This is a genomic window from Macrococcoides bohemicum (genome assembly GCF_016865215.1).
Lineage (GTDB): Bacteria > Bacillota > Bacilli > Staphylococcales > Staphylococcaceae > Macrococcoides > Macrococcoides bohemicum.
Window position 1 is genome coordinate 782,404 of the sequence record NZ_CP054482.1, and the last position, 18,770, is coordinate 801,173.

Genomic DNA, 18,770 nt, shown 5'->3' on the forward strand with positions numbered 1-18,770 from the left:
TTGGAATATTCAAAAATAACTTTGTGACAAAAATCACATTTTATTAATTGAAAGATTAATATATTAAAAAATTTATTGAGAATGGGTGAATACAAATGGGATTTGAAAGAAAAAAAGTAGTTGTATTAGGTGGAGGTTATGCAGGTCTTCAAACTGTAACCAAATTACAGAAATTAGTTTCTTCACAGGATTGTGATATTACATTAATCAACAAAAACGAATATCACTATGAATCAACTTGGTTGCATGAAGCTTCAGCTGGTACACGTGAATATCAGGATTGTTTATATCCTATCGCAAGCGTTTTAAATCATTCAAAAGTAGACTTCGTAGTTGACGAAGTTACTAAAATCAATAAAGATGAAAAAACTGTAGAAACAACAAATGGTACTTATAAGTTTGATATTTTAGTAGTAGCATTAGGTTTCGAATCAGAAACTTTTGGTATTGCAGGTATGAAAGAACATGCATTCCAAATTGAAAATATTAATACTGCACGTCGTATTGCTGCGCATATTGAAGAGCGTTTTGCACACTATGCGAACAGTTCTGAAAAAGACGAAAAAGATTTAGCAATCTTAGTTGGTGGTGCTGGCTTTACTGGTATCGAATTATTAGGGGAATTAGTAGAAAAAGTACCTGCTTTATGTAAAGAATACAATATCGATCAATCAAAAGTGAAATTAACATGTGTTGAAGCAGCTCCAAAAATGCTTCCAATGTTCTCTGAAGATTTAGTGGAATATGTAATGAACTATTTAGAAAAACGCGGGGTTGAATTTAAGATTGCTACACCAATCGTTGCTGCGAACGAAAATGGTTTCGTTGTTAAAGTTAATGAACAAGAAGAACAATTATACGCTAACACAGTAATCTGGGCTGCGGGTGTTCGTGGTTCTAAATTAATGGAAGAATCATTTGATGGTGTTAAACGTGGACGTATCGTAGTTCGTGAAGATTTACGTATCGATGGTTACGACGACATTTTTGTAATCGGTGACTGTTCTGCAGTAATGAGTGGAGAGCGTCCATTACCAACGACTGCTCAAATTGCAATGCAACAAGGTGAGTTCACTGCGGCTGCAATACAAAAATTATTAAATGGTGAAAAATTATCAGCATTTGCTTATGATGATAAAGGAACTGTATGTTCTTTAGGTTCTCATGATGGTGTAGGAGTTGTATTCGGTAAAGAAATTACAGGTAAAAAAGCAGCATTCATGAAAAAATTAATCGATACACGTGCGATATTCAAAATTGGTGGCGCTGGTGTTGCATACAAAAAAGGTAAATTTTAATATTGTCTCAATATTAAATGCTTAAAAAGTGAGCGGGGCATAATGATTGCCTACCTCACTTTTTTTATAAGTAAGGAGAATATTATGGCACGAGATAAAGTTTGGTTAGGGGTCAATGCAATAGTAATTAATGAAGCAGGTGAATGGCTCTTACTTAAGAAACAATATAGCGGTATGCGTGGCATGTGGAGTACACCTGCAGGATTTATTGATAATGGTGAAACTGCAGATCAGGCTGTATTAAGGGAACTATATGAAGAATCTGGAATTGAAGGAGAAGTTCAAGGTGTAATCGGGCTAAGAAGCGGTGTCATTAATAATGAAATATCTGATAATATGATTTTATTTCTCATCAAACCGCTTTCAACTGATATTACAATCAAGTTTCCAAATGATGAAATTGAAGTTGTCGCATGGAGAACGCCAGAAGAAATTCTTCAGGACAATACTGTGTCACCGATGATTCATCATCTTTTACAAGAAAAAAGCGAAGCAATAACGCTAACAAGTACTGAGTCTCCTGGAGCTCACTTTAATTATACACATTATCACTTATATACTTAGGAGGGGCATTTTTGACAGCACTCATTCAGTTGATTATTTCAACACTTTTATTTTTTGTTTTATTTTTTGGTATCGCATTTATTTTAAATATGTTACTGAAATCAACTTGGATTATGACGGCTTTATATCCGTTTGTTGTATTTGCAATTGTTGATAAAATTTCTACAGCTGATTATTTATTGAAACCAAAATTTGCATTTAATAAATTATGGACAGGTTTAACCCACCTTTTACCTGCAGACATCATCATGTTATCTGGGGGGTTAATAGGGGCAATTGCTGCAGGTTTTGTCATTAGAAATTTAAGACGTAGCGGGTATACAATGTTTTAAGGAGTGGGCATATGCTAAATAAACATTTACAGACACACATAGACACGTGCTATGTGTGTTTTTTACCATCACAAATCAGTCAGTTAAGACCATTGCTGGAAAATCATAAAGCAATCATTGAAGCGCAGTATCCTTTACGAGATAAGACATTACCATACTTTATTTCATCAGAGAATACTTTATTTTTATTTATACCAGTCGGAAATTTAAAACATATTAATATGCAGGAGATTATTGATCACGTTACAGTGATTGAAAATTTATATCTTAAAAATTCAGAGATATTAAAACGAGCTGTCCACATGAATATTCATCTGGCATTACTTTCAAAATATTTGTCACATGAACAAGTGATGATGATTCAGACAGCGTTGTATAACTTATTTAAAATAAATAATAATCATAGTGATGTGGAAAATACGTTAACAGCAATTCCAGATGAAGTTACAGAAAGAACGATATGTTTAATAAATGATGAAAATATTAAGATGTATGAATATATTCCCAATAGTGCTACGACATTGTTTATCGTTATAAGGCATGAAAATTCTATACCTAAATCATTATTAAAAGCATTATTAGCATCTTCTGTTGGTATTATCTATATTCAATACAGCGAAATGCTGCAAGAAAGTGAAGCACGCATTGCTTTCAATGGTAAGACTGTCAAAACACATCGTCAAAATTACTTTAATATTTTATATGATGTGTTGTTCTATGCAAAACAATATCGTTTAAATACAGCTTGTATACAGTTAAAAAATCATGAATATGAAGAAGAACAGATAAGTAGTATGAGCCAAATCGACAAAAGACAGATAAATATAAAACATAATAATTTACAATTCATTTCAAAACTCATCGAAGAAAACTTTGAGTTTACCTATCAATTTCAGCATCAGATAGAACCTAAAGATGTTCTGGATTTAATTACCCTTGAACAATTTGGCCTTAATGTTATAAGTCCAAATGTTCTTGAAGTTGATTTAATCAATTATCCTGATAATCAACATGTTTATACCCACATCATAAAACTAATGCATGAAGCACTTGACGAAAATGAATAACTCCTTTATCATGGTAGTACATTAGCGAACTAAAGTATTTGGAGGTTATTTATTTATGAATGCAGTTTTAATCGCGGTACTTGTGATGGTCATATTAAGTTTATGTAGGCTTAATGTCGTGCTATCACTATTTATAGGGGCAATAACAGGTGGTCTTGTTTCAGGTCTAGGTATTGAAAAGACCATTAAAATATTCACTGAAGGTATAGTGGATGGAAGTGAAGTCGCATTAAGCTATGCGTTACTTGGAGGCTTTGCAGCATTAATTTCTTATAGTGGTATTACAGATTATTTTGTTGAGAAAATAATAAATAAACTAAAAGTTGAAAATAAGAAAAATACGAGAATATATACTAAAGTAATATTACTTATTTCTTTAATTATTATTTCTTGTATGTCTCAAAATATTATTCCGGTACATATTGCATTTATTCCAATTATCATTCCACCTTTACTTAGTTTATTTAATGAGTTAAAGATAGATAGAAGATTATTAGCAGTAATCCTTTGCTTCGGATTAAACTTTCCGTATGTATTGATGCCTTACGGTTATGGATACATCTTCCATGGTATTATTAAAAAAGGATTCGATAAAGCAGATTATGCAATAGAATTTAGCGATATATATAAAGCGATGATTATACCTTCTATGGGATTTATTGTAGGACTCTTTCTTGCCTTTATTATATTTAGAAAACCTAGAACATATCATACCGTAACTTTAGCCCCAACTGAGAATAGGCCGCCGCTTAGACCATACGTCATATTTATAACAATACTTGCGATTTTAAGTACATTTATTGTGCAGACTATGACTGAATCAATGATCTTTGGTGCATTAGCAGGGATATTAATTTTCTTTGTATCATTTGCATATGAATGGAAAGCGTTAGATGACACTTTAACAGATGGTATTAAGATTATGGCTTACATTGGTGTGGTGATGCTTACTGCAAATGGTTTTGCGAGTCTTATGAGCGCTACTGGAGATGTAGAACGTTTAGTTCAGGATATGGTAGCATTCACTGATGGTTCAAAAGTATTAACAATAATTTTTATGTTAATCGTTGGATTAATTGTGACACTTGGTATCGGATCTTCGTTTGCAACCATTCCTATCATTGCTGCATTATTTATTCCGTTAGGAAATTCTATTGGATTAAGCAGCATGGCGATTATAGCTATTATTGGTACTGCAGGTGCACTTGGTGATGCAGGTAGTCCGGCTAGTGACTCTACACTTGGTCCAACAGCAGGGCTTAACATGGATGGTCAGCATAACCATATTTGGGATACATGTGTACCGACATTCTTATTGTTTAATATACCGCTCATTATTTTCGGATTTATTGCAGCAATGGTATTATAGATAAAAAGAAGTCATGGAGGATATCATGGATTCAAATTTATTATCTGTACCAAGTTTAATAACACATTTTAAGATTGAACAAGTAAGTTTTGATGGCAATTTATTAGTAATGAAAATGCCAATTACTGATTTGGTCCGTCAACCTTTTGGTTACCTGCATGGAGGAGCAACTGTTGCACTTTGTGAAACAGCAGCATCATATGGCTCATCTTTACTTATCGGTAAAGATGAGATTCCATTAGGTTTAGAGATTAATGCTAATCATATATCAAGCGCAAAATCAGGCGATGTATATGCGAAAGCATTGATTATCCATCAAGGCAAATCGACTCATGTTTGGGAAATAAAAGTATATGATGACGGTGATAGATTAATTTCCGCGTCACGATGTACCGTGGCAATTAAAAAGCTGAGATAAGGACGAAATCCTTATCTCAGCTTTTTGTATTAAACTTTTTACGTTATTATTCTGCATTCTTAAGGTCATCTCTAACAGTTGAATTTGTGTAAGCAGTACCAGAATAATAAGCACTGCGCATAATTAAATGTGCACCAATCGGTCCGGTAGAGAATATAAAAAGAATTGCGAGAATTAATGTCGGTTCAAAATGATGATCACGACCTAAAAAGTAAAGAAATACGCCGAACATCATAAACATAACACCAAGCGTTGAAGATTTACTGGCCGCATGTGCACGGGTATACACGTCAGGTAAGCGGATTAAACCGATAGCACTTATTACTGTCAGCAATGCACCGATAATAATAAAGAACATACTAATGACGATGACGATTGTGTCGATCATATTCAACGATTTCTCCTTTCTCTATAAACTTGGCAAAAGCAGTTGTTCCTAAAAAGGCCAGTACGCCAAGTAGCATAATGATGCTGATATAATATTTAGTATTTAACAGTACTGAGAATAGTGCAATCATTGCCATTAGAGAGATACCTAATGCATCAAGTGCAACAACTCTATCGGCTATAGTTGGGCCTTTAATGACACGATATAGTATACCGAGCATCGATAAAGAAACGATAATCAATGCGATAATAATGATAATATTGGTAAATTCTATTGTCATGATAATCCAATCTCCTTTATCGCATCTTCAAAAGAATGCTTAATGCCATCTATTTCTGATTTTATATCACTAAAGTCTATTGCATGGATATAAAGCTTACTTTTATCATCACTAACTGCTACAACGACTGTTCCTGGTGTTAACGTAATCAGTAGAGACAATAAACTGATTTCCCAATCTTTTCTTAAATCGGTTGGATACATAAAGAATGCAGGCTGTATATCGATTTTTGGTGCAATAACGATTTTTAGAACATTGATATTTGCTTTAAATAGTTCGATAATAAATATAACGGTCAAACGTAGCACTTTTAAGAAAGGAATGAGATAGAACCCACCAGGTAAAAATGGTCTCATGATATATATCCCTATGAGTCCAAATAAATAACCAAGTAACATATTACCGAAAGATACAGAACCAGTTAAGATACACCATAGTATGACTAGCCCAGTATGTATAATCATTTGTATCGCCATTATTTCACCCCTAATGCTTTGACATAAGTTTCTGGTGAATGAATTGATAATGCAGCTTTTTCAATGACTGGATATAAAGCGTCACTCATAACCCCGAATAATACTGCGAGAACTGTCATTAATACTGCCGCAAACATCATCTTATTGATAGTTGGTTGCACGTATTTTTTACCAGTACCAAAGAAAACTTTTAAAAAGATATTGATTACTGAATATAATACGACTAAACTACTGATTAATACGATGATAGCAGTCATCACATATCCTTCATTCATCGCTGCTTTTACGATAAAGTATTTTCCGTAGAAACCACTTAGTGGTGGAATACCTGCAAGTGATAACGCTGCAATAAAATACGTAAAGCCAAGCAGCGGATAATCTTTTATAAGTCCACCAATTTTTCTAATGTCTGTTTCATTCGTAACTTTCATAATGATACCGATAAGCATAAATAAACTCGCTTTAATAATCATGTCATGAATTAAGTAATAAATGCCCCCAATTGTAGCTTCTTTTGTAAAAATTGCAAGTCCCACGATAATTACTCCCACGGCAATCATAATATTATAGATGATAATTTTCTTCATATCACGATATGCAAGTGCACCAATACACCCAAATATAATTGTGAGTATTGCTAATACAAGCAGTATGTTCTGCACGAATTCTCCAGATTGACTGAAGAATAAACTGTACGTTCTGTATAGTGCATAAACACCCACTTTAGTAAGCAACGCACCGAATAAAGCAAGAATTGGTATCGGTGGAGCGTAATATGCGCCTGGTAACCAGAAATATAAAGGAAACATACCTGCTTTTGTAGCGAATACAAAGATAAATAATATGGCACAGATCACAATAATATTTTGGTTTTCTATGCCATCGATTCTACTGCTCATATCAGCCATATTTAATGAGCCGATAACTGAATACAACATACCGATTGCGAGTACGAAAAATGCCGAACTCGTAACATTCACAAGTATATATTTAATACTTTCCTGTAATTGTATCTTCGTTCCTCCGATAATCATTAACACATATGAACTGATTAAGAATACTTCAAAGAATACGAATAAGTTAAAGATATCTCCAGTTGTAAATGCGCCATTTAAACCAGCCAGCATAAACATCACTGATGAGTAATAATAATATGTTTCTCGGTCAAGTCCGATTGATTGATAAGAATAATAGATTATAATCAAAGTAATTAATGTTGTTGTGAGGACTAAAATTGCCGATAGCATATCAGAAACAAGCACAATACTATATGGTACTTTCCAGTTTCCAAGTTCTAGATATATTGTGCCATGTTTAAAAACATGTATAAACTGATAAAGTGTAACTAAAAATGTTATTAAAGTACCAAAAAATGCTACCATTCTTTTAATAATAGGTTTTTTTCCGATACAAATTAAAATAATAGCAGTGAGAGCTGGTAATATAATTGGGAATACGATTAAATTACTCATCTTCAGGTACCCCCTTATAATCTGATACATTGTCAGTACCTAACTCTTTATAACTTCTAAAAGCAAGTACTAAGAAAAACGCAGTTACAGCAAAACTTATTACGATTGCTGTTAATATTAATGCCTGTGGAATTGGATCTGTATAAAAATGCTGATCTTCTTCATAGATTGGTGAAGCACCTTTTTTTAAGCCGCCACTTGTAAGCAATATTAAATTGACTGCATGAGAAATGATAGAAGATCCGATAATGATTCTGAGCAAACTTTTAGAGAGAATCAAATAGACGCCACAAGTAACAAGTATGCCACTCAATATAATGATTAATATTTCCATTATTCATTCTCTCCAATCGTTAAGATTATCGTCAAAGTCGTTCCAATTACTGCAAGCATTACTCCAATATCAAATAATACTGCAGTGTGAAGATGTAGTTCACCCAGGAGCGGTAAATGCAGGTCACCAAAAGTATGCGTGAAAAAGGGTTTACCCTGTAAGATACTGATTAACGGTGTGCCGTAACAAAACATTAATCCGATAGCAATGACCTTTTTGAAATCTATAGGAATAATCTGTTGTAAAGTTTTAATATCATAAGCAATTAAAACAATGAGAAGTGCAGATGATATGAGCAATCCCCCTACAAACCCTCCGCCTGGCGTATAATGACCACCCATAAATATGGCAAAGGCGAAAGTGATAATAATGAAGAAGACAACGAGCGTACAAAACTGTAGAATGACATCATTATTTTGCTTTTTCATTATTATCACCTCTATTCTGTCTTAATCGTATTAATGTATAGATACCTATACCTGCTATTCCTAGTACACTTGATTCGAATAAAGTATCAAATCCACGGAAGTCTACTAAAATTACGTTTACCATATTTTTTCCTGCGGCAAGTTCATATACATTTTTAATATAATATTCTGCAATGGATGGATAAAGTTTGTTACTAAATGCTGCTAAAGCAATGATTGTGACACAAATACCTGAAAGCAATGCAATCACAAAATTTGATAACTTAAATTTTGAACTTTCTTCATGACGATACTGACGTGGTAGATGATAGAAACACATTAAGAATAATGCTGTTGAAATCGTTTCAATAGCAAGTTGTGTTAATGCTAGGTCAGGTGCATCAAAGAAAACGAATAATAATGCAATGGAATAACCGATAGTACTTAACATGATAATACTAAATAAACGCGATTTTGATTTTAAGATCATAATATTTGCAATTAATATGATGCCAACGAGAATCAACTCATATGGCTGGATTGAACCTAGCGACTCAAAATTAAAATGAATCGGATTATTGATAAATACATAGCTCGTTATGATAATAAACGTAATCAGTATTGCAGACATACTGAAACGAATGGTTCTTAACACGAGAAACTGATTGATTAACTTACTTTTCTTTTGTGATTGTGTAAGTAACAGATCATATCCCCTATTCAGACTGAACTGAGCAGGGAAGATAGTATATATTTTTTCCCAGTATTTAAAAGTAGCAACGAGTAGTGCACCAAAAATAATGATAGCTAATGTAATAAATAGTGGTGTATTAAATCCATGAAAATGATGAATTTGCTCTATATGAACAGACTGATTTAATATACTGTTTGTCGCCGCATTTAATAATGGTAAAAATATATTTGGAACAAGTGAAATCACAACCATGATGCTGATTAATATAATAGGTGAAGCTAGTAATAACTTTGGAGCTTCGTGAGGCTGTTTCTCAGTTGTATTATCTTTAGGGGAGCCAAAGAATATATCGATGATTAACTTTATACAGTATATAAAAGTAAATATACTCCCTATAAACATAAGTATTAATGCACTACTTGAAAGCAATGGTTGACCTGAGAAACTACTCTTTACTGCATTTAAAACAGATGTAATAAACATTTCTTTACTTAAAAATCCGTTAAAGGGTGGGACACCTGCCATACTTAATAAGCCAAGCACTGCAATTGTGAAAGTTACAGGCATTAATGTTAGTAATCCATTAAGCTTACGGATATCACGTGATCCTGTTTCGTGGTCGATAATACCTACAGCCATAAAGAGAGCGCCTTTAAATGAGGCATGATTTAAAATGTGGAACACACTAGCCGTAACTGCAATAACGAAAAGTTCATTATGATTATTTTTTAGTGCAAATGAGCCAAATCCAAGTAAAGACATAATAAGTCCTAACTGACTGATTGTACTGAATGCAAGAATCCCTTTTAAATCTTTTTGATTAACAGCTTTCATCGATGCAAAACACATTGTGAATAAGCCGATAAAGATTAAGCTGTTTGTCCATATATTACTGACAGCAAAAATAGGAGTAAACCTTGCTACGAGATAAATACCGGCTTTAACCATTGTCGCTGAATGCAGATATGCACTTACTGGTGTCGGTGCTTCCATAGCATCTGGTAACCATATATGAAATGGAAACTGAGCTGATTTAGTAAATGCAGCTAATAAGATTAATACGATAGCTAACGGAAATAATTTGTGATTCTGAATTAAATTTGCGTTTTGAATCATTGCATCTATTGAAGTCGTGTGTGTAATACTAACTAAGATGGCAATAGCACCTAGTAACATTAAACCACCAAAGACGGTGATTAACATCGATTTCAAAGCACCCTGAATTGATTTTTCTTTAAAATACCAGAACGAAATCAATAAGAAACTTGAAATACTCGTCAGTTCCCAGAACATATAAAGTGCTAAAATATTATCGCTCAGTACAACGCCAAACATTGCACCCATAAATAACAATAAATATGTATAGAATTTTCCAAGTTCTTCTCGTTTACTAAGATATGAAATAGAATAGAATACTACGAGCATACCTATCACAGAAATAAGCAGAGCAAAAAGTAAACTAATGCCATCTATTTTAAAGTTTAAATTTAATCCTATACGTGACATCCAGTTATTTTTTTCAAACAATGTCTGACCTAATGAAGATAATTTGCTGATAAAGAATATTGAAGCAATTACAGGAATGGGTAATACAAACCAACCCGTATGAATAGTACGTAATTGTTTCTGTAGAATAATTGGAAATAACGCTGCTATAAATGGCAGCAATACTATCCATAAAGTCATCTTAAAACCTCCTTTAGTATTTTATTATACAAGAAAAATACACGGATTTATTTCTAATAGTCTAATATGGTGACACCGTATAATATATTCCTTAAATAAGAAGAAACAGATTAAAATTAAAAAATCGTCATATAATTGTCACTTTTTTATTCCGGGAAAGAAAACTTGTATTGACGTTCATAATCATATTTAATATTTGATAACGTATCAAGTGCCTTCCTATTAAAAAGAGTATCTTCATTTTTTAGTTTTTGCTCCATTTTTGATACTGCCTGAATTAATGATTCAACATATGGGAGTACTTTATCTGTATAAGGTTTCAGTAAATTTTCATCTACCACACGTTTTTCTTTATAAGAAAGTGCTTTACGCTCATGGAAGAATACATTTTCAACTTCTCCTCTATTATGCAAATCTCCCTGCATCGGGTGAGTGATAACACTTTCAATGCTAACCAGAACACCATTAGGGTTATCCTGAACTTTCTCTACAATATAAATACCAGTTTTGTGCATAAGTCTAAAATACATATTTCTCATCCTTTTTGTGTTAATATATTATGGTAATAATCATATCATGAAGGAGCTTAAAAATGACTAATTTTCCGCAATTAAATACAGAAATTTCAGAAAATGAACGTTTAGTAGAAATGGTAACAACAAAAGGAACAATGAAAATTAAATTATTCCCGGAAGTTGCACCAAAAACAGTTGAAAACTTTATTCAGTTATCTGAAAAAGGATATTATGAAGGTATTATCTTCCACCGTGTTATTAATGATTTCATGATTCAAGGTGGAGACCCAACTGGAACTGGTATGGGTGGAGAAAGTATTTACGGAGATAAGTTTGAAGACGAATTTTCTATGGAAGCATTCAACTTATATGGTGCTTTATCTATGGCTAATGCGGGACCAAATACTAACGGTTCTCAATTCTTCATCGTTCAAATGAAACAAGTACCAGCTCAAATGTTATCACAATTAAAGCAAGGTGGATGGCCAGAAGAGATTGTTGATAAATATGCTGAAGTTGGCGGAACACCATGGCTAGATCAAAAACATACAGTATTTGGTCAAGTAGTAGAAGGATTTGATGTATTAGAAACAATCGCTAATGTTCAGGTTGGCGCTCAAGACAAACCGTTAGAAGATGTAGTGATTGAGAAGATTAACATATTAAAATAATTGTTGCATAGGGCTAAACACTTTGTCGACGACCTGGATAAACGGCGTCTTCAAAGCAGACGCTAGGCAAACTTCAACAATGCTTTCAAAATCAAAGAGCGATTTTTTTGCATTGTTTCCAGTTTGCTTGCGTCTAAATACTTTGGCGACGACCTGGAATAAGTCATGAAATGTTCATGACTTATTCTTTTTTTGTGGATTTTTAATGTTATAATAATTTATTAGATTAGGGGTGATGCATGATGATGGATTTTTTATATTTTCCGGAAAATAAGTGGGAATATGTCCCGGCAGTGTTATCATTAATATTCTTTATGACACTTGCTTATATTTCTTTTAAAATGTTTAAAAGAAATTCACAGAAACAGGAAGAAAAGTTTAAAATATTTGAAGCTGAAGTGATGCGAAAACTTGAGGATGAACGCCATGAATCCAGATTTTAATATAGCAATGTACAAAATCTTAAACAACTGGAACCCGATGCAACTTGAAGATGCTTCTCAGGGAGATATGGAATATTACGAAATAATGGATATTGTACATCAAAAATTATCTTTTGATGAAACAATTCAGAGAATATCAGAAATTTTCATGCATAGTTTTGAACAGTCACCTGATAAACAAGAAATTAAAGATATTTTAAATGAAATTTATAAATTACGTGCAACTTGCGAAATCGTGTAGCATCTTACATAGCTACATGATTTTTTTTATACTCATTTTTATGGTAAAATAATGATATTAAAAATGAGGGATAAATATGATGAATAAAAAGTATAAAAAGGGACAGTTTATTAAAGTTAAAGTGACAGGCATACAACCATATGGAGCATTTGTTGAGACTGATCAGCATACAGAGGGATTAATACATATTTCTGAAGTGATGAATGATTATGTCCACAACTTAAATTTATTTCTCTCAGTGGGTCAAATTGTTAAAGCGAAAATTCTCGATATTTCTGAAGATGGTAAATTAAATTTATCTTTAAAAGAAAACGATTATTTTAAACGTCAGGAACGAAAAAAGGAAAAGAAATCAGTACTTGAAGAACTTAAGCAACCAGAAAATATTGGTTTCGAATCGTTACGAGAAAAACTACCGGAATGGGTAGAAAAGGGAAAGAAACTACAATAGTGCTGTAGTTTCTTTCTTTAATTTATGCATGTTTGTGCATAAAAAATTATTTTGCAAAATTTAAGTATTAAGGGTTGAAGTATTTCTTAAAATTAGTCATTATATAGTATGTAAGGGTTTTCTAATTAACAAACAAAGAGGAGGCAATGTAATGATTTCGTACAAACACGAACCATTCACAGACTTTAGCATCGAGGAAAATAAACAAGCAATGTTAAAAGGCTTAGAAACAGTAAATGCATATTTAGGAGAAGATTATCCGTTAGTAATTGGTGGAGAACGTATTATGACTGATAACAAATTACGTTCATTTAATCCAGCTAATAGAGAAGAAACAATTGGTCATGTATCTCAAGCAACACAAGAGCATGCTGAGAAAGCTATGGCTATTGCGAAAGAAACATTTGAAACATGGAGATCTACTAATCCTGCAATGCGCGCTGATATTTTATTCCGTGCAGCAGCGATTATTCGACGCAGAAAATTTGAATTCTCTGCATTATTAGTAAAAGAAGCAGGTAAACCATGGAACGAAGCTGATGCAGATACTGCAGAATGTATCGACTTCTTAGAGTTTTACGCGCGTGAAATGTTACGTCTTAAAGATGGTGTTAAAGTTGAAAGCCGTCCAGGCGAATTCAACCGTTATGACTATATCGCCTTAGGTGTTGGTGTAGTTATCTCACCATGGAACTTCCCATTAGCAATTATGGCTGGAACTACTGTTGCGCCATTAGTAACTGGTAACACAGTATTATTAAAACCATCTTCAAACACTTCTGTAGTTGCATATAAATTCGTAGAAGTTTTAGAAGAAGCTGGTATGCCTAAAGGTGTAGTAAACTACATTCCTGGTTCAAGCCGTGATATCGGTGACTTCATTGTGGATCACGTTGATACACGTTTCATTTCATTCACAGGTTCACGTGATGTTGGTGTTCATATTTATGAGCGTGCTGCAAAAGTTCACGAAGGTCAATTAAACTTAAAACGTGTTATCGCTGAAATGGGTGGAAAAGATACAATCGTAGTTGACAGCGAAGCTGATTTAGAGTTAGCAGCTGAATCGATTGTTAAATCTGCTTTCGGATTCTCAGGTCAAAAATGTTCTGCATGTTCTCGTGCAATCGTTTTAGAAGACGTTTATGATGAAGTAGTTGCAAAAGTTAAAGAAAAAACAGAAAAATTAACTGTTGGTAACCCAGAAACTAACGAACACTTCATGGGTCCTGTTATCGATGAAAAATCTTTAAACAAAATTAAAGAATATATTGAAATTGGTAAACAAGAAGGTAGATTATTAGTTGGAGGAACTACAGAAGAGTCTGTTGGTAATTTCGTAAATCCTACAGTATTTGTAGATGTTAAACATGATGACCGTATTATGCAGGAAGAAATCTTTGGACCTGTTGTAGGTATTGCTAAAGCTAAAGATTTCAAAGAAGCTATCAAATTTGCAAACGATACTGATTACGGTTTAACTGGTGCAGTAATTACAAATAATCGTGAGCATTTAGAAGAAGCACGTCGTGACTTCCATGTAGGTAACTTATACTTCAACCGTGGATGTACAGGTGCAATTGTTGGATACCAACCATTTGGTGGATTCAAAATGTCAGGTACAGACTCTAAAGCCGGTGGACCAGATTACTTAGTACTTCATATGCAAGGTAAAACAACTTCAGAAATGTTATAAGAAAGTATTTGTTTCATAAATAAATGAAAATAAAATAATCAAATAAATATAGCAGTAGTGCAAGGCACTACTGCTTTTCTAAAAAAGGAGAATAATAATGACTAAATCACAAGATATCATTGAAATTACAAATCATTATGGTGCACCAAACTATCATCCACTTCCGATTGTTATCTCTGAAGCTGAAGGTGTATGGGTCAAAGATCCTGAAGGCAATAAGTACATGGACATGTTATCTGCTTATTCAGCAGTTAACCAAGGTCACCGTCATCCTAAAATTATACAAGCTTTAAAAGATCAGGCTGATCGTGTTACATTAACTTCACGTGCATTCCACAGTGATCAATTAGGTCCTTGGTATGAAAAGATTTGTAAGCTTGCTGGTAAAGAAATGGTATTACCGATGAATACAGGTGCTGAAGCGGTTGAAACTGCTATTAAAGCAGCACGTCGTTGGGCTTATGATGTTAAAGGTGTTGCAAAAGATCAAGCTGAAATTATTGCAATGAAAGGTAATTTCCATGGTCGTACAATGGCAGCAGTTTCTTTATCAAGTGAAGCAGAATATCAACGTGGATATGGTCCATTATTAGGCGGCTTTAAATTAGTTGAGTTTGATGATATTGAACAAATTAAAGCAGCAATCACACCTAACACTGCTGCAGTATTACTTGAGCCAATTCAAGGTGAAGCAGGAATCAACATTCCAAAAGACGGATTCTTAAAAGAAGTTCGTGATCTTTGTACTGAAAATAATGTATTATTTATCGCTGATGAAATTCAAGCTGGTCTTGGACGTTCTGGTAAATTATTCGCAACTGACTGGGATAACGTAGTACCTGATATGTACATTTTAGGTAAAGCATTAGGTGGCGGAGTATTCCCTATCTCATGTGTATTAGCGGATAAAGAAATTTTAGAAGTATTCAATGCAGGAAGTCATGGTTCTACATTCGGTGGTAACCCATTAGCTTGTGCAGTTTCAATGGCAGCTTTAGATGTTCTAGTTGATGAAAAGTTATCTGAACGTTCTTTAGAATTAGGAGAATATTTCCAATCTAAGTTAAAAGAAATCGATAACCCAATTATTAAAGAAGTTCGTGGTAAAGGATTATTTATCGGTGTTGAATTAACTGAAAATGCACGTCCATACTGTGAACAATTAAAAGAATTAGGTTTATTATGTAAAGAAACACATGATACTGTAATTCGTTTTGCGCCACCATTAATCATTTCTCAAGAAGATTTAGACTGGGCCATTGAAAAAGTAAAATCAGTATTCGAAAATAAATGATAGCGTTTTCAAAAAGGGCTTTTAAAAGATTTTAAATATGTTACAATAAACATTGAAGTACTTAAGAATGAAAAAGAGGGCGAATAACATGTCAGAAAACACTACAAGTTTAGTATCATCTACACAAAATATAATTCATGAAGCATTGGATAAACTTGGTTTTGATGAAGGAATGTATGAACTGGTTAAAGAACCTTTACGTTTATTAACAGTGCGTATTCCAGTTAAGATGGATGATGGAACAGTAAAAACTTTTACAGGTTACCGTGCACAACATAACGATGCAGTAGGACCTACTAAAGGTGGCGTTCGTTTCCATCCAGACGTTGACGAAGATGAAGTAAAAGCTTTATCTATGTGGATGACTTTAAAATGCGGTATCGTTGATCTACCATACGGTGGTGGTAAAGGTGGAATCGTTTGTGATCCACGTCAAATGAGTATACACGAAGTAGAACGTTTATCACGTGGCTACGTTCGTGCGATCTCTCAATTTGTTGGACCAACAAAAGATATCCCTGCGCCAGATGTATTTACAAACTCACAAATCATGGCTTGGATGATGGATGAATATAGCATGATGGATGCGTTCAACTCTCCAGGATTTATTACAGGAAAACCTATTGTATTAGGTGGGTCACAAGGACGTGACCGTTCTACTGCATTAGGTGTTGTAATTGCGATTGAAGAAGCGGCAAAACGCCGTGGAAAACAAATTGAAGGCTCACGTGTTGTTATTCAAGGTTTCGGTAACGCAGGAAGCTTTTTAGCGAAATTCTTATATGACATGGGTGCTAAAGTTGTAGGTATCTCTGATGCACATGGTGCATTACATGATCCAAATGGATTAGATATCGATTATTTATTAGACCGTCGTGACAGCTTCGGTACTGTAACGAACCTTTTTGAAGATACAATTACAAACAAAGAATTATTTGAGTTAGATTGTGATATTTTAGTACCAGCAGCAATCTCTAACCAAATTACGAAAGATAACGCACATGATATTAAAGCTGAAATCGTAGTTGAAGCAGCAAATGGTCCAACAACGCCAGAAGCAACTAAGATTTTAACTGAACGTGGTATCTTACTTGTACCTGACGTTTTAGCAAGTGCTGGTGGTGTTACTGTATCTTACTTCGAGTGGGTACAAAACAACCAAGGTTACTACTGGACAGAAGAAGAAGTAAATGAAAAGTTACGTGAAAAATTAGTTAAAGCATTTGATAATGTTTATTCATTAGCAGAAGCTAGAAAAGTAGATATGCGTTTAGCAGCATACATCGTAGGTATTAAACGTACAGCAGAAGCTGCACGTTACCGTGGATGGGCATAAGATTTTTGAGGCACACTCTTTTATGGGTGTGTCTTTTTTATTTATAAGTACTGAAATTGGGATATCACCAATTTCGAAAGCTGATATCTTGTGTAAAGATTCATTTTTAAATCGAATAAATTCCAAAAATCGAATATTTCTAATACAATAAACACAAATAGAAAGGAGATTATAAAAATGAACGATTTTACATTTCAAAATCCAACCACTTTAGTGTTTGGAAAAGAGAGCACTGACCAATTACCACAAATGATTGAAAAATTTACTGAGGGTAAGAACATCTTATTAACATATGGTGGTGGCAGCATTAAGAAAACGGGTCTTTATGAACGTGTTATCAAATTATTAGAAGGTTACAATGTATTTGAACTTGCTGGTATCGAACCAAATCCACGCCTTTCAACTGTAAAAAAAGGTGTACAGGCCGTTAAAGATAACAACATCGATTTTATTGTTGCAATAGGTGGTGGTTCAGTTATTGACGGTACTAAGTTAATCTCTGCTGCTTCAACAAGCGATGTTGATCCATGGGATATCGTTACAAGAAAAGCAACTGTTGAAAGTGCAGTTCCTTTTGGAACGATTCTTACAATATCAGCTACTGGTTCAGAAATGAATTCAGGTAGTGTAATTACTAACTGGGAAACAAATGAAAAACTTGGTTGGGGTTCTCCACTTGTATTTCCTAAATTTAGTTTGTTAAATCCGGAATTACTCTATACATTACCTAAAAATCAGACAGCAAATGGTATTATCGATAGTATGAGTCATTTACTGGAGCAATATTTCAATGAAGCGTCAAATACTGAAATCGGAGATGCGATGATCAGTGGGGTAATGAAAGCAATCATGAAAGCTGGTCCTGTAGCAATAGAACAACCTGATAACTACGAAGCACGTGAGACAACAATGCTTGGCGCTACAGTTGCATTAAATGGTTTCATGCGTTTAGGATATGCTGGGGACTGGGCAACACATAATTTAGAGCATGCAGTTAGTGCTATATATGACATTCCTCATGGTGTTGGTTTAGCAATTATATTCCCTGAATGGATGCGTTATGTAAGTAAGAAATCACCAGAGCGATTCATCAAGTTTGCTGAGGATGTATTTGATGTCGATAGTAGTTTATCTGATGAAGAGAAAATTAATTTCGGAATTGATGCGATATCTAATTTCTGGACTTCACTTGGTGCACCAACGAAATTATCTGAAGTTGGCGTAAAAGAAGAAGACTTAGAAGTATTTGCAGAGAAAACTTTAATCTATGGTCCTTATGGAAACTTCTATAAACTTCAAAAAGAAGATATAATGGCAATTTATCAAGCTGCATTATAA

The 18,770-nt window shown here is 33.8% G+C and carries 22 protein-coding genes; 14 read left to right on the top strand and 8 right to left on the bottom strand.

All coding sequences use genetic code 11. The annotated features are described in order from the left end of the window. The first annotated feature begins 95 nt into the window (after window positions 1-95). The 6 genes from HT586_RS04115 to HT586_RS04140 all read left to right on the top strand — a co-directional run bounded on the left by HT586_RS04115 (window position 96) and on the right by HT586_RS04140 (window position 5,048). Window positions 96-1,298, top strand: coding sequence for an NAD(P)/FAD-dependent oxidoreductase (locus tag HT586_RS04115; RefSeq protein WP_096077037.1), 1,203 nt, complete (start codon window positions 96-98; stop codon window positions 1,296-1,298). 84 nt (window positions 1,299-1,382) lie between these two features. After that, window positions 1,383-1,862 carry an NUDIX domain-containing protein gene (locus HT586_RS04120; protein WP_223160832.1) on the top strand — a complete coding sequence of 160 codons (480 nt, stop codon included), beginning with the start codon at window positions 1,383-1,385 and terminating at the stop codon, window positions 1,860-1,862. 11 nt (window positions 1,863-1,873) lie between these two features. Then, window positions 1,874-2,194, top strand: coding sequence for a YuiB family protein (locus HT586_RS04125; protein ID WP_133353583.1), 321 nt, complete (start codon window positions 1,874-1,876; stop codon window positions 2,192-2,194). 11 nt (window positions 2,195-2,205) lie between these two features. Next, window positions 2,206-3,261 carry a hypothetical protein gene (locus HT586_RS04130; RefSeq protein ID WP_203546354.1) on the top strand — a complete coding sequence of 352 codons (1,056 nt, stop codon included), beginning with the start codon at window positions 2,206-2,208 and terminating at the stop codon, window positions 3,259-3,261. 55 nt (window positions 3,262-3,316) lie between these two features. Continuing rightward, a complete protein-coding gene (locus HT586_RS04135; protein ID WP_133353581.1) occupies window positions 3,317-4,630 on the top strand; it encodes a Na+/H+ antiporter family protein in 1,314 nt (437 codons plus the stop codon). A 25-nt stretch (window positions 4,631-4,655) separates the two neighbouring features. After that, a complete protein-coding gene (locus tag HT586_RS04140; protein WP_096077032.1) occupies window positions 4,656-5,048 on the top strand; it encodes a PaaI family thioesterase in 393 nt (130 codons plus the stop codon). A 46-nt stretch (window positions 5,049-5,094) separates the two neighbouring features. On the opposite strand, the gene mnhG is transcribed toward HT586_RS04140, so the two are convergent. From mnhG to kapB, 8 genes are all read right to left on the bottom strand, one after another. Next, window positions 5,095-5,436 carry a monovalent cation/H(+) antiporter subunit G gene (gene mnhG, locus HT586_RS04145; protein ID WP_111714348.1) on the bottom strand — a complete coding sequence of 114 codons (342 nt, stop codon included), beginning with the start codon at window positions 5,434-5,436 and terminating at the stop codon, window positions 5,095-5,097. Beyond that, window positions 5,408-5,716: a Na(+)/H(+) antiporter subunit F1 gene (locus HT586_RS04150; protein WP_096077030.1), complete on the bottom strand. Its 309-nt coding sequence runs from the start codon at window positions 5,714-5,716 to the stop codon at window positions 5,408-5,410. Before HT586_RS04150 ends, mnhG begins: the two co-directional genes overlap by 29 nt. Next, window positions 5,713-6,192: a Na+/H+ antiporter subunit E gene (locus tag HT586_RS04155; RefSeq protein WP_203546355.1), complete on the bottom strand. Its 480-nt coding sequence runs from the start codon at window positions 6,190-6,192 to the stop codon at window positions 5,713-5,715. The genes HT586_RS04150 and HT586_RS04155 overlap by 4 nt, the downstream gene beginning before the upstream one ends. Further along, window positions 6,192-7,664 (bottom strand): Na+/H+ antiporter subunit D, encoded by a 1,473-nt coding sequence (locus HT586_RS04160; protein WP_133353580.1) that lies wholly within the window; start codon window positions 7,662-7,664, stop codon window positions 6,192-6,194. Before HT586_RS04160 ends, HT586_RS04155 begins: the two co-directional genes overlap by 1 nt. Then, complete coding sequence (locus tag HT586_RS04165; RefSeq protein ID WP_096077027.1) at window positions 7,657-7,998, bottom strand: Na(+)/H(+) antiporter subunit C; 342 nt, start codon at window positions 7,996-7,998, stop codon at window positions 7,657-7,659. The genes HT586_RS04160 and HT586_RS04165 overlap by 8 nt, the downstream gene beginning before the upstream one ends. Continuing rightward, window positions 7,998-8,426 (bottom strand): Na(+)/H(+) antiporter subunit B, encoded by a 429-nt coding sequence (locus tag HT586_RS04170; protein WP_096077026.1) that lies wholly within the window; start codon window positions 8,424-8,426, stop codon window positions 7,998-8,000. Before HT586_RS04170 ends, HT586_RS04165 begins: the two co-directional genes overlap by 1 nt. Next, entirely contained in the window at window positions 8,410-10,785 is a 2,376-nt protein-coding gene (locus HT586_RS04175) for a Na+/H+ antiporter subunit A (protein ID WP_096077025.1), read from the bottom strand. The genes HT586_RS04170 and HT586_RS04175 overlap by 17 nt, the downstream gene beginning before the upstream one ends. Before the next feature lie 146 nt (window positions 10,786-10,931). Continuing rightward, window positions 10,932-11,315 (bottom strand): sporulation phosphorelay system protein KapB, encoded by a 384-nt coding sequence (gene kapB, locus HT586_RS04180; RefSeq protein WP_133353578.1) that lies wholly within the window; start codon window positions 11,313-11,315, stop codon window positions 10,932-10,934. A gap of 62 nt (window positions 11,316-11,377) precedes the next feature. Here kapB and HT586_RS04185 point away from each other — a divergent pair, with 62 nt between their 5' ends. The 8 genes from HT586_RS04185 (at window position 11,378) to HT586_RS04220 (ending at window position 18,770) form a co-directional block, all read left to right on the top strand. Then, on the top strand, window positions 11,378-11,971 hold the full coding sequence (locus HT586_RS04185) for a peptidylprolyl isomerase (protein ID WP_133353577.1): 594 nt from the start codon (window positions 11,378-11,380) through the stop codon (window positions 11,969-11,971). Between the two features lie 242 nt (window positions 11,972-12,213). Beyond that, window positions 12,214-12,414, top strand: coding sequence for a hypothetical protein (locus HT586_RS04190; RefSeq protein WP_096078103.1), 201 nt, complete (start codon window positions 12,214-12,216; stop codon window positions 12,412-12,414). After that, window positions 12,398-12,655, top strand: coding sequence for a DUF1871 family protein (locus HT586_RS04195; protein WP_157742197.1), 258 nt, complete (start codon window positions 12,398-12,400; stop codon window positions 12,653-12,655). The genes HT586_RS04190 and HT586_RS04195 overlap by 17 nt, the downstream gene beginning before the upstream one ends. Before the next feature lie 79 nt (window positions 12,656-12,734). Next, a complete protein-coding gene (gene ygs, locus HT586_RS04200) occupies window positions 12,735-13,106 on the top strand; it encodes a S1 domain-containing post-transcriptional regulator Ygs (RefSeq protein WP_096078102.1) in 372 nt (123 codons plus the stop codon). Window positions 13,107-13,257: 151 nt separating this feature from the next. Beyond that, window positions 13,258-14,802: an L-glutamate gamma-semialdehyde dehydrogenase gene (gene pruA / locus HT586_RS04205; protein ID WP_188018160.1), complete on the top strand. Its 1,545-nt coding sequence runs from the start codon at window positions 13,258-13,260 to the stop codon at window positions 14,800-14,802. Window positions 14,803-14,899: 97 nt separating this feature from the next. Continuing rightward, window positions 14,900-16,096 carry an ornithine--oxo-acid transaminase gene (locus HT586_RS04210; RefSeq protein WP_203546356.1) on the top strand — a complete coding sequence of 399 codons (1,197 nt, stop codon included), beginning with the start codon at window positions 14,900-14,902 and terminating at the stop codon, window positions 16,094-16,096. Window positions 16,097-16,184: 88 nt separating this feature from the next. Next, window positions 16,185-17,432: a Glu/Leu/Phe/Val family dehydrogenase gene (locus HT586_RS04215; protein ID WP_096077019.1), complete on the top strand. Its 1,248-nt coding sequence runs from the start codon at window positions 16,185-16,187 to the stop codon at window positions 17,430-17,432. Window positions 17,433-17,609: 177 nt separating this feature from the next. After that, window positions 17,610-18,770: an iron-containing alcohol dehydrogenase gene (locus tag HT586_RS04220; RefSeq protein WP_096077018.1), complete on the top strand. Its 1,161-nt coding sequence runs from the start codon at window positions 17,610-17,612 to the stop codon at window positions 18,768-18,770.

What these genes read in the sequence shown, in the direction of transcription:
- HT586_RS04115 (WP_096077037.1), top strand. Translation starts at nt 96, where the DNA reads ATGGGATTTGAAAGAAAAAAAGTAGTTGTATTAGGTGGAGGTTATGCA.
- HT586_RS04120 (WP_223160832.1), top strand. Translation starts at nt 1,383, where the DNA reads ATGGCACGAGATAAAGTTTGGTTAGGGGTCAATGCAATAGTAATTAAT.
- HT586_RS04130 (WP_203546354.1), top strand. Translation starts at nt 2,206, where the DNA reads ATGCTAAATAAACATTTACAGACACACATAGACACGTGCTATGTGTGT.
- HT586_RS04135 (WP_133353581.1), top strand. Translation starts at nt 3,317, where the DNA reads ATGAATGCAGTTTTAATCGCGGTACTTGTGATGGTCATATTAAGTTTA.
- HT586_RS04140 (WP_096077032.1), top strand. Translation starts at nt 4,656, where the DNA reads ATGGATTCAAATTTATTATCTGTACCAAGTTTAATAACACATTTTAAG.
- mnhG (WP_111714348.1), bottom strand. Translation starts at nt 5,436, where the DNA reads ATGATCGACACAATCGTCATCGTCATTAGTATGTTCTTTATTATTATC.
- HT586_RS04150 (WP_096077030.1), bottom strand. Translation starts at nt 5,716, where the DNA reads ATGACAATAGAATTTACCAATATTATCATTATTATCGCATTGATTATC.
- HT586_RS04155 (WP_203546355.1), bottom strand. Translation starts at nt 6,192, where the DNA reads ATGGCGATACAAATGATTATACATACTGGGCTAGTCATACTATGGTGT.
- HT586_RS04160 (WP_133353580.1), bottom strand. Translation starts at nt 7,664, where the DNA reads ATGAGTAATTTAATCGTATTCCCAATTATATTACCAGCTCTCACTGCT.
- HT586_RS04165 (WP_096077027.1), bottom strand. Translation starts at nt 7,998, where the DNA reads ATGGAAATATTAATCATTATATTGAGTGGCATACTTGTTACTTGTGGC.
- HT586_RS04170 (WP_096077026.1), bottom strand. Translation starts at nt 8,426, where the DNA reads ATGAAAAAGCAAAATAATGATGTCATTCTACAGTTTTGTACGCTCGTT.
- HT586_RS04175 (WP_096077025.1), bottom strand. Translation starts at nt 10,785, where the DNA reads ATGACTTTATGGATAGTATTGCTGCCATTTATAGCAGCGTTATTTCCA.
- kapB (WP_133353578.1), bottom strand. Translation starts at nt 11,315, where the DNA reads ATGTATTTTAGACTTATGCACAAAACTGGTATTTATATTGTAGAGAAA.
- HT586_RS04185 (WP_133353577.1), top strand. Translation starts at nt 11,378, where the DNA reads ATGACTAATTTTCCGCAATTAAATACAGAAATTTCAGAAAATGAACGT.
- HT586_RS04190 (WP_096078103.1), top strand. Translation starts at nt 12,214, where the DNA reads ATGATGGATTTTTTATATTTTCCGGAAAATAAGTGGGAATATGTCCCG.
- HT586_RS04195 (WP_157742197.1), top strand. Translation starts at nt 12,398, where the DNA reads ATGAATCCAGATTTTAATATAGCAATGTACAAAATCTTAAACAACTGG.
- ygs (WP_096078102.1), top strand. Translation starts at nt 12,735, where the DNA reads ATGAATAAAAAGTATAAAAAGGGACAGTTTATTAAAGTTAAAGTGACA.
- pruA (WP_188018160.1), top strand. Translation starts at nt 13,258, where the DNA reads ATGATTTCGTACAAACACGAACCATTCACAGACTTTAGCATCGAGGAA.
- HT586_RS04210 (WP_203546356.1), top strand. Translation starts at nt 14,900, where the DNA reads ATGACTAAATCACAAGATATCATTGAAATTACAAATCATTATGGTGCA.
- HT586_RS04215 (WP_096077019.1), top strand. Translation starts at nt 16,185, where the DNA reads ATGTCAGAAAACACTACAAGTTTAGTATCATCTACACAAAATATAATT.
- HT586_RS04220 (WP_096077018.1), top strand. Translation starts at nt 17,610, where the DNA reads ATGAACGATTTTACATTTCAAAATCCAACCACTTTAGTGTTTGGAAAA.